This window comes from Micromonospora avicenniae (genome assembly GCF_900156065.1).
Classification (GTDB): Bacteria; Actinomycetota; Actinomycetes; order Mycobacteriales; family Micromonosporaceae; genus Micromonospora; species Micromonospora avicenniae.
Genome location: NZ_FTNF01000023.1, coordinates 35783 through 48126, shown reverse-complemented (window position 1 = coordinate 48126; position 12344 = coordinate 35783). Strand labels below are relative to the sequence as shown.

Sequence of the window (12344 nt, the reverse complement as noted above, 5' to 3'; positions counted from 1 at the left end):
CCGGTCAGTCGCGCGGCAACTGCTCGATGAGCCGGTGGAACTCGTCCGGCGGGAATATCTGCTCCAGCTGCCCGTTCTTCATCTCGGCACGCAGGGGGTGCAGACGGCCCTGGTGGAACCAGTGCACGTCGAGGCTGACCCGATCCAGGGCATTCGAGCCGACGTCCTGCACCAGTCGCAGTACGGGCTCGATGGTGGCGAGATCGCGTGCCTTGCGGATCGGGACAGCGATGATCTGATGCTCGCGGGGGACACCGACGATCGCTCCGTGCGGAAGATCATCGCCCAGCAGTTCGTTCAGCCGCACCAGCTGCGCGACACCCGATACGCCCTGGTCCACGACGACGTACAGCGGCGAGAACTCGCCCTGGTCGTAGGGTTCGACCATGACACTGTCGCGTCGCATGTTGTCGATCGCGCGCCTGAGCAGGTCGGGATGGGTGGTGTTCCAGCGGGACGTCACATGGCCGAGGACGGGATAGGCCTGCTGAAACCGGCCGGATTCGTCCGGTCCCATGACGACCAGGAGCGCGACCAACTCCTCATTGAGGTGGACGTATATCCCGTCGGGGCCGAGATCAGAGGTTCTCGCAGGAATCAGGCGGAGCAGGGAGTCACGCTGTGCGGCGGGTATCGCCAGCAGCTCGCGGCACGGGCTGTGACTCGTACAGTCGTCTGCCGGGGCTGCCGGGGCACCTGGCGCGCGGCTTTCCGGCGACCTGTTCCCCAGCTCGGCGCGCAGCCGGATCGTGACCCGCCCGGCCTGATCGGTGTCCAGGGGATAGATGGTGTTGTTCATGATCGGACCCGTGATGACTGCGGGGCCGGTGACCGGGGGTGCGCCATACTCGGCAGCGAGCCCGCTCGCGGCAGGGTTGGGATGCCCAGCCCGAGGCCGGCCGGGGCTGTCTTCGGCGTGCCACAGGGTCAGATCACCGCCGAGCCTTGTGGACCGGATGTTCTCCGAACCGAGCAGGCGGGCCACCTCCTGCACCAGATCCATTCCGAAGGATTCGGTCGTCCGCTGCTGAGGGCCATCAGTGGTCACGAGCACGAGCTGGGAAGCGCTGCCTTGAGCTGCCATCCACGCATGATATGGCGGACATCGAAATCCGCGATAGCCCGATATGCACCGCGGCCCGGCAACGCCGTGCTGGTGGACGAGTGGGATCGAGTCCCTCATGGACAGATGTCGGCCTCTGACGCGTTCCTCGGCAGACCGGCCCGCCGGGCTCGGCCGAGCCCGACGGACCGCGATCGTGGACCAGCCACGAGCGCCGGTCCGGCATCCCTCGCCACGCGTTCAGGGGCGATCGTCGAGCTGTCGCACGTCGTGCCAGCCCGATCTGAGTGCGAGAGCCCGCCGGTCCGTGATCAGGTGTTCGGTGACCACTGGAGAATCGGGTTCTGCCGGGCGTCCTTGACGAAGACGAGCCCGTCGATGCTGGGCAGATGTGCGGGGTCCAGCGGTGCGTAGCCGTACCAGGGGGAGACACGGTGGCCAGACGTCGTGCCGGCGAGCGCGGCGGCCAGCCGGCGGGTGTCGATGACGCAACGCTGCTGTGGGAGCGCGTACAACCGGCCCTCGATGGTGTCCGGGGGAGGGGCGTCGACTCCCCGGTGGGGCATCGTGCCGAGGGCGGTGGCGAGGAAGGCGTACTGGTCGCCGAGGTGGGCACTGACGATCGCGCCGGCGCTCCACCATTGCACCGGCAGATCGCCCAGCCGCATGCTGCTCTTGTCCCGTTGCAGGTGGCTGTTGTGGGCGTTCACCAGTGTCGGGCCTCGTTCGGCGAGGGCGAGCAGGTTGGCGGCCATCATCGAGTCCCGCAGGCCGACCAACCGCGGGATGCGGCCGGGTGACGTGTCGGCCATCCAGAAGTGGTACCGCAGCAGCCCGACGGCGGTACGACCGTACAGGCGTGCCCGGTCCCAGTCGTCCTGAGTCGATGTCGCGATCAGGTGTGGAGTCTGCGCGTCGAGCAGGGCTACCAGGTCATCGGCGAGCAGCCGCAGTTGGTCGGCCTCGGGTGTCCGCCCCACGGACTGGGTCGGGTCCATCATCGCGGCGCTGTTGGTCCATCGCTCGTCGGAGCCGAAGAGGCGGTCGAGCGTCTCCGCCGTGCAGGGAAGCAGGTCGGCGTCGACCCGGGCGGCGAGATAGGTGTGGAGTGCGGTGAGGGCCTGCCTTGGGCTTGCTGCTGCGGTGATCTCCAGCGGGCCATCGAAACCGGCGAAGCGTACCTGCTCCGACGTGGGCCGGCCCTCGTTGTACGCGCGCATCCAGCGCACCAACTCACGGTTGCCCGCGAAGGCGCCCCACTCGTGGCTGAAGCCGTGCCGCATGACGTGGTCGAGGATGCCGGTGCCCGAGGTGACGTAGTCGTCCACGAGTTGGCCCATCACGCAGTCGCTCTCGATCGCGATCGTCCGGTAGCCCTCGCGTTCGACGAGTTGCCGGAAGAGACTGTTTCGCAGTTCGAGCAGGTCGTTCTCGCCGTGGGTGGGCTCGCCCAGGGCGAGCAGTCGCGGCCTGGCAGAGATCAGTTCCAGGACGGTCGCAGCGTCGACGGCATGGGCGGTCTCGGTGATGCCAGCAGTCATGCCCTCGACGCTATCGTTGAACCGACGGTGGAGACTTTTCGCTGATTCCAGTGGGACAGGGCGGCGAAACCTTCAAACTATTGCTCAGGACCGTCCGGGCTGGCCCGTCCGACCGCCGGCGACCATAGGAACCGCTTGGCGGGACGAGCGCTCCACCGAAGCAGAGCGGCGGCGATGACGATGCCCACGAGCGAGAAGAAGCCGGTCACCACGGCGAAGCCGGGCAACGGGATCGAAGCGCCGACGCCGGGGCCGGGATTGCGCAGGGCACGGACGCCGGTGCCGCGCAGCCAGAACCCGGCACCGCGTTCGAGGACGGGACCGGGCTCGCCGTCGCGCAGCTCCAGCTGCACCTGCCCGCGGGTGACGACACCCAAGGCGTGGTGCCACCGCGCCGGGACCACCGCCACGCGCGCCGCCGCGCAGCGTGAACGTCCGCACCGGACTACTCGGCGCCGTCCGTCAGCAGGTGTTCCGGCAGCCCGAGCCGCGGGAACTGGTCGTCGTGGAAGGTGGTGATCTCGGTGATCGCGCCGCCGGTGATGCGCAGGACGTCGATCGTCAGCGGCAGGTAGGCGTGCGCCTGCTCCCGCCACAGGTAGAAGGCGACGGCGGGCTGCCGGTTGACAGCGGTGGGAACGGCGCGTAGGCGTCCCAGATCCGCGAAGCCGTCGACGGTCCAGTCGTTCACCACCGCGTCGCGGCCGACCTGCAGGCCCGGCGTGGGCGGCATCGAGCAGCGGACGTCCTCGCGAAGCATGGCAGCGAGACCGGCGACGTCCTTGGCGATGCTGGCGTCGGTGAAGCGGCGTACCAGCTCGCGGGTCCGGGTGTCCGTCTCGTCGCCGGTCCAGTCCTGCCGCTCGGCGGGCAGGTGCTCCCGCATGCCGGCGCGGGCCCGCTGGAGTGCGCTGTTCACGGAGTTGACGGAGTCGCCGAGAAGTTCCGCCACGTCCCTCGCCGGCCAGCCGAGCACGTCGCGCAGGATCAGCACGGCCCGCGGGCGTGGCGCGAGATGCTGGACTGCGACCAGGTACGCCAGCTCGATCGTCTCCCGCGCGACCGCGACGGTCTCCGGATCGTCCGCGTCGCCCGCGGGCAGCTCGTCGAGCAGCCGGTCGGGGTAGGGCTGCAGCCAGGGCACCTCGCCGCCGGTCGCGGGTTGCGGGCGGCACCTGGCGAGCAGGTCCAGGCAGGCGTTGGTGGCGATCCGGTACAGCCAGGCCCGGAACGTCGACCGCCCCTCGAAGGTCTCCCGCCGCCGCCAGGCACGCAGGAACGTCTCCTGCACGGTGTCCTCGGCGTCCTCGAAAGACCCGAGCATCCGGTAGCAGTGCACGTGCAGCTCTCGCCGGTGCCGCTCCGCCAGCCCCGAGAACGCCGGCTCGTCGACCTCGCCCAGACCGCTCACGCCCAGCTCCTCCAGCCGCGTGTCCGCACTCATCAAGTGATCCTTCCGCCTCGCGGTGTCCTGTCACAGGTGTGACGGGTGCGGGCGCGACAACTCATCACTCGGGTCGGCCAGCGTGACTGATCCGTGTCGTGAAGGCCTTGAGGTTCGCGCTGATATCTCGTCGCGGGCGCGGTGAGTGCCGCCACATCCCGACTCGGGAGTCGACTCGGGATGTGGCGAGAGCAGTTCGACCGAAAGCTCCCTTAGCATCACATTTCGGTGTCAATCGGACGATATGACGCTACGGTTCGTGCCGGAGGTTCTGCTGGCATCAGCCGCGCCGCACGAGGCCGGAACCTGTGATGAGGAGAAGGCAATGACACGAAGACTCATGGCGCTGCTCTCCGCCATCGGACTGGTCGCCGCAGTGGCCGTGGGCGTGGCGGCACCGGCCCAGGCCAGCAGCGATCAGCAGCTCAAGGTCGCCACCTACAACATCTACTTCGGGGCCGATTTCGCCCCCTTGGCTACTGCACCGACGCAGGAGGAACTCGTCAGGCGAGCCGGGCTCGCGTACGACCAGGTGGTGGCGACCGACTTCCCAGCTCGCGCCCGAGCCATTTCGCGTCTGCTCAAGCAGGAGCGGCCCCACGTTGTCGGGCTGCAGGAGGTGGCTCTGTGGAAGAAGGGGCCACTGAACGGCCCCCTCAAGGTCACCTACGACTTCCTGGACATTCTGCTCCGCGAGCTGCGCAAGGCGGGCCTTCACTACCGAGCCGCCGTGACCGGCACGACGTTCAGCACCGCCCTGCCGATCAGCGCCACGGAGCAGGTCAGCTTCACGGACCGAAATGCCATCCTCGTGCGGGAGGGAGTTCCTGTCGCGAACGCCCAGTCGCGTGTCTTCGCAGCGAAACTCGTTGTCAACACCCCGTTCGGTGTCACCTTCACGATCCCCAGCGGGTGGGCCGCAGTGGACGTGAGCCTGGCCAAGAAGCGGGTGGTCCGGGTGGCCACCACGCACCTGGAGTCCGCTGACCCGACCGTCCGCAACGCGCAGGGGCAGGAGCTGCGCGCCACGCTGGCGCGATCGCCCTATCCAGTCGTCGCTGTCGGTGACTTCAATTCGCCGCCCACTGACGCGACCGGCCCGTACGGCACGTTCACCACTGCGGGTTACGACGATGCCTGGCGGATCGTCCAGGGCCCGGAAGGCGGCTTCACCTCTGCCCAGGACCCCGACCTCCGCAACCTGCCTTCCAAGCTGAGTGAGCGCATCGACTACGTCTTCTACCAGCCGGCACACCTGTCGGCGGTCTCCGCCCGGTTGATCGGAGAGCAGGTGCGGGACCGCACATCCAACGGATTGTGGCCGTCGGATCACGCTGGTCTGGTGGCGTCGTTGCGACTCAAGCCAAAAGTGCCCACCAAGATCCCAGCCGGTGACGGGAGCAACGGCTCCACGCTGAACGCGATAGGTGACATCCCGACAGATGCACCTGCGGCCGGACAGGCGCCGACAGATGTACGGGCCGACGGGATCGCGCAGACCCGAACCGAGAACGCGTCCGGCGCTCTTGCCGGGTCGGCGATCGCCCTGTCCGCTCTGGTCCTCCTGTTGAGTCGTCGACGCTTGCGGTCGAGCCGTCAGCAGGAGGCGACCATCCAGTGAGATCCATGTCGGAACACGACGACGGATGAACAGTCGGTTGAACTGGTCCCGGCGGACCGCGCGCCGGGGACACGCACCGGCGGCGGCGGTGGTCCTCACCGCCGCCGTCCTGTCGTTGGCGCTCTCCCACCATGCCCCGGCAGCAGACCCGGTGACACCGCACGCCGTTGCCACGCCGAACTCGCCGTCGGTGCGCCCGCAGGAACCGCCCGCGACCACCGAGTCCGCTGCGGGCAACGGGATCGCCACCGCCGACAACCGGCCGAGCAAGCCCTCGCAACTGGACGGCCCGGCCGTGCGACTGCCGCAGGGTGGCACCGCCCGACTCGTGCGCCGTGATGTCGATCCGGACGGCACCCTGCCCGTGCCCGACTCGGTGGGTGAGGCTGCGTGGTGGGGCGTGAGCCTGGACGCCGGTTCGGGGGCGGCGGTCCTCGCCGGGCACGTGGACTGGCAGTCGGCGAGTGGCCCGTTCGCCGAACTCTGGCGGGCCGAACCTGGTGAAAGCATTGACGTCGTCGACGAGCACGGGCAGACCCGCCGGTATCGGATCGGCGAGGTGCACACACTGTCGAAAGACGACCTGCCGCAACGCGCGCCCACCCTCTTCGGGGAAGAAGGACCCCACCGCGTCGTGCTGGTCACCTGCGGCGGCCGATGGCTCGGTGGGAAGATCGGCTACGAATTCAACCGCATCGTCACCGCCTACCCGAACTGACCGCGGCGGCGCCTGCCTGACCCCGGCGGGCAGATGTGTTCGGGTCCTCGTTCGCGGTGGCTCGGGGGCGCGACGCGGGTGCCGGCCGCTCAGGGTCGTCCGGGCTGGTCCGGTCCCACAACCGGCGACCATTCGCGTACCGACGTCACTTCGACGCCGGGCGTGGTGTAGTACGGGTCCTCGGCGAGGATCTGCTCCACCCTCGCCCGGTCCGCGATGAAGACGAGCAGGGCGCCCGAGTCGTCCGCCCAGGGGCCCGAGGCGAGTACTTCGCCTGCCGCGTAGAGGGCGTGCAGGCGCTCCCGGTGGGCGGGGCGGGCCTCGAGGCGCCGCGGATCGTCGGTGAAGCGGAGTTCGACACAGATCATGACCCGTACGGTAGGCAGTCGGCGATCGCGCCGCTGTATCGCGGGATACAGTCCGCGGAATGAGGGATCAGGGCCTGGCCAGGGTGCCGATGTTCCGGACGCTCGACGACGCCCTGCTCGGCGAGATCGCACGGCGGCACACGGCCCGGTCGGTTCCCGCCGGCGTCGCGCTGGCCCATACCGGAGACCCGGCCGAACATCTTCTGGTGGTCGAGAGCGGCACCGTGTCCGCCGCCTGCCACGGCCGTGACGGGTCCCGGGTACGGTTCGTGACGGTCACCGGGCCCGCGGTGGTGGACAAGGCGGCGGTGCTGGCCGGCGGCCGGCACACGGCGACCTGGACGACGGCCTCCCCGTGCCGGGTTAGCCGGCTCCCGGCGAGCCTGCTGCGTCAGCTCATCGACACCGTGCCGTCGATGCGTGACCACGTGCTGCGCTACCTCTCCGAGCAGGTCAACCAGGACCGGCTGGCGATGACCCGGCGGGCCTCCGGACGCCCGGTCGTTCGGGTCGCGTCCTGGCTCCTCGAGACCGGCCGGGGGAGGGCGGGCCGGGTCGGGCTGCCCGGCTCCCAGGAGGGTCTCGGCGAGGAGATCGGCCTGTCCCGGGTGAGCGTCAACCGGGCGCTACGGGACCTCGCCGCGTCCGGCCTGGTCCGGGTGGAACCAGGAGCGGTGGTGGTGCTCGACCCGCCGGGGCTCGCCGCGGTCCGGGACGGCTGAGCGGGCGGGCTGTCGTCCTCGGGGTGCGCGGTGCGCCCTCGACCCCAGCGAACGCAGCATCTAGGTCGGTGATCCCGCCGAGGCCGGCCGGCCGTAGGTGACGGCTTCGCGGACGAGCTTCGGCGCCTTCTCCGCGAGCTGCGCGTCCGGCCGCGCACCCAGCGCGTCATTGACTGTGGAGAACGCCAGCCGGAACGCGATCAGGGTCGTCGCCTCGAAGATCTCCCGGTCGTTGAGACCCGCGTCGCGCAGGCGGTCCAGGTCGGCCCCGGTTGTGGCATTCGGATCGTGGACGACCTGACGGGACCAACCGGCCAGTGCGGACTCCCGCTCGGACAGGTCATCATCGATGCCTTGCAGGACCCTTGCGGCGGTGACCTCGTCGCTGAGTTCGGCCAGCCTGGACCCCCACGCGAGCGCACAGTACGCGTCGCCACGGGCAGCTGCGGTGGCGGCGACCATCACGGCTACCTCCCGGCTCGACAGGCCGGATTCGCCCAGGAGGTCGGCACGCAGAGCCTCGAAGGACGTGAGCACGTCCGGACGCCAGCACCAGACACGAGTGAGGTTGTTGACGTACCCGTCGGAGGTGACATCGGCGTCGTAAGCGGCAGCCACCGCCGGGCTCTGCGGCGGATCGGCGAGGAAGGAAGCCGGACCGTTCATAGAGCTCAGTGTGCTCCGCGTCGGAATCACCACCCAACGACAGATCAACGACAGGCGTCTGTGCTCGGCGACCAAGGGTGCGGGCAATGCTGGGCGTCTGCACGCTGGTCGTCGGACCGACGCCTGCCTCCTCCGCATGTCCGCGCTGACGCGTGGCTAACGAGCATCGTCCGGTTGCCGGGCCTGACGGCGTGGAGTGGAGGATCGCAAAACCGTGCTGATCAGCTGCCTCGAACCACGTTGTCCGTACGAATTTTGGCTTGCCGACGCGCGTGGGATCCCATACCGTGCATTCGGCACCTCCCGGTGCGCAGGCAACGGCTACTCCGCTCATAACGGGGAAACGCGGGTTCGAATCCCGCCGCCGCCTTCTGGTGGTGTCGACCAGCGGCCCAGGTCACCTTGGCCCGCAGGGGCCAGTCTCCGTCGCCGCTTCGATCTCGGGAGGCGCCCACGCCGAATGCCCGGTGCGCAGAAGACGGATACTTCTAATCTATGGGTCGGGGGTTCAAGTCCCCTCCAGCCTGTAAGGGCTGGTAGCTCAGATGGCAGAGCAATAGGCACTTCCGTCGTCGACTCTTGATCTCGGGTATGCGGCGTGACTTCTGCCCATGATCACGGGATGGCTAACTCTGTTGCCCGACCGCAGTTGTCGCGGCTAGCGTCACGCACGCACTTCCCGGTGCGAAGGTGACGGTTACATCTTGGAGGGGCCCCACGGCCTCGGTGAAGAGCCCGTCCGTCACCGGCTTCTGATCTCGGGAGGCGCCACCACACCGCATACCCGGTGCGCAGGCAACGGTTACTTCACGGATCCGCGGGTTGGGGGTTCGAGTCCCTCGAAGCCTTCGGGCTGATAGCTCAATCGGATAGAGCAGCGGGCATAGTCCGTCGCCGACTTCTGATCTCGGGTGTGCCCTGTGGTGGCGTCTCCTCGTCTTCGACGGGCATGGGGGCGTCATGGGCAAGTTCAACTTCAAGCTGCGCCAGAACCGGCACCAGGTCGATGAGACGGTGACCGCCGAGGGGGCGCCGGGGTTCGCCCGCGAGCCGCGCGCCGAGCTCTTCCTGCTGGGTGTGTCGAACATGGTCGGCGAGGACACCTTCTACGAGGACGCCGCCGGCCGCGATGCTCGGTTTCGTGAGTTGATCGCCGCCGTCGCGGTCACCGACCCCGACTGGTTTGCGCGGTTCGTGTCGTGGCTGCGTACCGGTGCGATGCTGCGTTCGGCGGCGGTGGTGGCGGCCTTGGAGGGCGCTCGTGCGCAGGTCGCGGCGGGTGTTCCGGGCTCACGGGCGATCGTGGACGCAGCGCTGCAGCGTGCCGACGAGCCGGGGGAGGCGCTGGCGTACTGGCTGGGTCGCTATGGTCGGGCGCTGCCGAAGCCGGTCAAGCGGGGAATCGCCGATGCCGTCGCGCGGCTGTATCACGAGCGCAGCCTGCTCAAGTACGACTCCGAGAGCTGCGCGGTGCGGTTCGGTGATGTCATCGACCTGACCCACCCGGCGGCAGAGGACGAGCGGCAGGGCGACCTTTTCCGGCACGCATTGGACCGGCGTCACAAGCGCGACAACCCGCCACCGGCGTCGCTGACGACGTTGGCGGCCCGGGCCGAGCTGATGGGTATGCCGGTCGAGCAGCGCCGGGCTGTCATCGACCCGGCGGTGCTCGGCGCAGCCGGGATGACGTGGGAGGCCCTCGCCGGTTGGCGGCAGGCCGCCATGGACGCTGCGGCGTGGGAGGCGATCATCCCGAGCATGGGTTACCTGGCGCTACTGCGTAACCTGCGTAACTTCGACCAGGCCGGTGTGCGCGACGCCGTCGCCGAGTCGGTCGCGCAGAAGCTGGCCGATCCGGGCGAGGTCGCGAGGTCGCGGGTGCTACCGATGCGTTTCCTGTCGGCGTACAACGCCGCACCGAGCTTGCGGTGGGCGTACGCGTTGGAGAAGGCGTTGCAGCATGCGCTGGTGAACGTGCCGGCCCTGGACGGGCGGACCCTGATCCTGATCGACACGTCCGGGTCGATGACCAGTTCGTTCAGTAAGGACGGCACGTTGCGCTGCTGGGACGCGGCCACGGTGTTCGGTCTCGCGCTGGCCGCCCGCGCGCAGGACGCGACGGTGGTGTCCTTCTCCAATGCCAGCAGAGTATTCCCTGCCGTGGTGGGTGAGTCGGTGCTGGCGGCGGTGCGCCGGTTCAAGGACGGCGGCTACTTCTACGGTGGCGGGACCGAGACCGAGAAGGCGGTGCGGGGGCACTACGACCGTCATGACCGGGTGGTCATCCTCACCGACGAGCAGGCGCACTGGCACGGCTCGGAGGATGTGGCGGCGGCGGTGCCCGCGCAGGTGCCCGTGTACACCTGGAACCTGGCCGGCTACCGGGTTGGGCATACGCCGGTAGTCGGCAACCGGCACACGTTCGGCGGTCTGTCCGACGCCGCGTTCGCGATGGTCCCGCTTATCGAGGCCGGGTCCCACGACCAGTGGCCGTTCTGACGTCCGTTGCGGCGTCGGCCTGAGGAGGCCGACGCCGCACGTGGCGCAACCAGTTGTCGATGGCATTGGCCGTTGTGTCGGGCGATGCCGTTGGGCGGCCGCGACGTCCTGCGCTTTGACTGGTACGCCGGTGCGGGGACCTGGCTTACAAGTGGCCGCCGAAAGTGTGGCCGGTGATGCTGCTCGGCCATGTGGTGGCGTGCGGGGCCGACGACCGGTCGCGCGACGGTGCGGGCTCCTCGGGCGGCCAGGGATCCGGGCGGCCGGCCCGCTTCGCGACGACCCGGAAATGCTTGCGCTTGTACTCGTGACCTCGCTCGGCGAGGACTGCGCGCAGCTTCGTGCCGTCCGGGTCCTCGCGGTCGTACCGTTCGAACTGTTCGGTGAGGAAGAGCAGCGGGAGGATCTCCGGCTCGCCGTCTTCGGGCAGGTAGCCCGCGTCGACCACGGTGGCGATCGCCTCACGCTTGAGCTTGAGGGCGCGATCCAGGATTGCCCTTCGCATCCCTTGGCGTCTGACATCCTCGAGGGAGTGGTCGTTCAGGGGACCGAGGTCGCGCAGCGAGCGCCGCACGGCCGCGGCCACGTCGTCGGGTAGGTCCGTGCTCAGGATGGCCAACACCCGGCGGATGATGACGTCTTCATTGATCCTCGGCTCGCCGGCGGTGCACGCCAGTTGCAGGACCCGCCCGTCCGGATCGGCTTCGCGATAGGCCGCGAACTGCCGGGTGAGCAGCAGGAAGACAGGCACCCAGGCGGGGTCGGACGGCCGGTACCCCGCGTCGCGGGCGGCGGCAGCGGCTTCGGCGTCACCACGCAGCGCCCGGTCACACACCGCCGCAGCGCCCTCGCGGGACGACAGGTCACGCAACGCGCGGCGGCACCGGTCGTGAACCTGTTCGGGCAGCCAGGTGGCGAGATATTCCTGCAGCCGCTGCGCCAGAGCAGCCTGGTCGAATGCCGGCAGCAGATCGAGTCGGTCCTTCAGCAGCGGGAGCAAGGCCAGGTCGATGTCGTCCGGTTTTGCGGGTGGGCGGGGCAGGTGCGGGTTGGCGCAGATGATTTCCAGGAAGGAGTCCGGTTCGCCGCCCAGCCACAGGTCGCACCGGGACTCGTGGCCGGGCGGCGCCACGCCGACATAGGTCGGGCCTGGCCGCGCCCGGCTCCGGAACTTGATCTCCAGGGCGTCCAGCAGGCCGGGCTGGTCGGTGACGGACAACAGGTCGGCCAACCGTTGGCGCAGTTCGGCGTCGGGGAACCCCAGCGCGGCGTCGACCAGCTCCCGAACTTTCGGATCTCCCACGTACACGCCGAGCGGCGGTTCGACGGCAACCTGCGGGAGACAAGCGGTCAGCCGGACCTGCGGCTGGTACGGGGACGTGGGGTCGGCCTCGAGCAGGAACTCCAGCACCGGAGCGACCCGCTTCGGCCGCTCGTGGTTGCCGAACCTGAAGTCCGCCTCGATCAGGAGGAACCACGCGCCGCGCCAGACCTTGTCGCGGTCGTCTCCGCCGGCCGCCCACCACCGGTCGATTCGTTCCCGGGCCCGGCTGTTGCGTTCGTAGAGTGCGGCAGCCAGTACGTCCTGGCCGCGTTCCGGGGTGTGCCACCGACGGAACAGCATTCATCCATGATGCGTCGCTCGCACGTTTGATGGCCAGCCGATGGCTGGTGCCCGCGGCTCAACGACGGCTTGTTTCGA

The 12344-nt window shown here is 69.1% G+C and carries 11 protein-coding genes; 4 read left to right on the top strand and 7 right to left on the bottom strand.

The annotated features are described in order from the left end of the window. Window positions 1–4: 4 nt before the first annotated feature. The 4 genes from BXA10_RS31925 to BXA10_RS25445 form a co-directional block, all read right to left on the bottom strand. Window positions 5–1084, bottom strand: a complete 1080-nt coding sequence (locus BXA10_RS31925) for a hypothetical protein (RefSeq protein ID WP_217696848.1) — start codon at window positions 1082–1084, stop codon at window positions 5–7. Window positions 1085–1374: 290 nt separating this feature from the next. Beyond that, window positions 1375–2604, bottom strand: coding sequence for an erythromycin esterase family protein (locus BXA10_RS25455; RefSeq protein WP_076473376.1), 1230 nt, complete (start codon window positions 2602–2604; stop codon window positions 1375–1377). A gap of 77 nt (window positions 2605–2681) precedes the next feature. Further along, window positions 2682–2981, bottom strand: coding sequence for a DUF6069 family protein (locus BXA10_RS25450; protein WP_245828488.1), 300 nt, complete (start codon window positions 2979–2981; stop codon window positions 2682–2684). A gap of 68 nt (window positions 2982–3049) precedes the next feature. Continuing rightward, a complete protein-coding gene (locus BXA10_RS25445) occupies window positions 3050–4051 on the bottom strand; it encodes an RNA polymerase subunit sigma-70 (RefSeq protein ID WP_425436116.1) in 1002 nt (333 codons plus the stop codon). Window positions 4052–4373: 322 nt separating this feature from the next. Here BXA10_RS25445 and BXA10_RS25440 point away from each other — a divergent pair, with 322 nt between their 5' ends. Both BXA10_RS25440 and BXA10_RS25435 read left to right on the top strand, forming a co-directional pair. Then, window positions 4374–5669: an endonuclease/exonuclease/phosphatase family protein gene (locus tag BXA10_RS25440; RefSeq protein ID WP_175649311.1), complete on the top strand. Its 1296-nt coding sequence runs from the start codon at window positions 4374–4376 to the stop codon at window positions 5667–5669. Window positions 5670–5694: 25 nt separating this feature from the next. Then, window positions 5695–6387: a class F sortase gene (locus BXA10_RS25435; RefSeq protein WP_076473372.1), complete on the top strand. Its 693-nt coding sequence runs from the start codon at window positions 5695–5697 to the stop codon at window positions 6385–6387. Between the two features lie 89 nt (window positions 6388–6476). On the opposite strand, the gene BXA10_RS25430 is transcribed toward BXA10_RS25435, so the two are convergent. Next, entirely contained in the window at window positions 6477–6755 is a 279-nt protein-coding gene (locus BXA10_RS25430) for a YciI family protein (RefSeq protein ID WP_076473371.1), read from the bottom strand. 59 nt (window positions 6756–6814) lie between these two features. On the opposite strand from BXA10_RS25430, the gene BXA10_RS25425 reads away from it, so the two are divergent. After that, entirely contained in the window at window positions 6815–7477 is a 663-nt protein-coding gene (locus BXA10_RS25425) for a Crp/Fnr family transcriptional regulator (protein ID WP_084753251.1), read from the top strand. A 60-nt stretch (window positions 7478–7537) separates the two neighbouring features. On the opposite strand, the gene BXA10_RS25420 is transcribed toward BXA10_RS25425, so the two are convergent. Further along, the gene (locus BXA10_RS25420) at window positions 7538–8218 is read right to left on the bottom strand and encodes a carboxymuconolactone decarboxylase family protein (protein ID WP_245828485.1); all 681 of its coding nucleotides are present in this window, start codon (window positions 8216–8218) and stop codon (window positions 7538–7540) included. Window positions 8219–9103: 885 nt separating this feature from the next. Here BXA10_RS25420 and BXA10_RS25415 point away from each other — a divergent pair. After that, a complete protein-coding gene (locus tag BXA10_RS25415) occupies window positions 9104–10642 on the top strand; it encodes a TROVE domain-containing protein (protein ID WP_076473368.1) in 1539 nt (512 codons plus the stop codon). Window positions 10643–10787: 145 nt separating this feature from the next. Here the strand turns inward: BXA10_RS25415 and BXA10_RS25410 are convergent, their stop codons facing one another. Then, window positions 10788–12053: a hypothetical protein gene (locus BXA10_RS25410; protein ID WP_139338140.1), complete on the bottom strand. Its 1266-nt coding sequence runs from the start codon at window positions 12051–12053 to the stop codon at window positions 10788–10790. Window positions 12054–12344 lie beyond the last annotated feature (291 nt).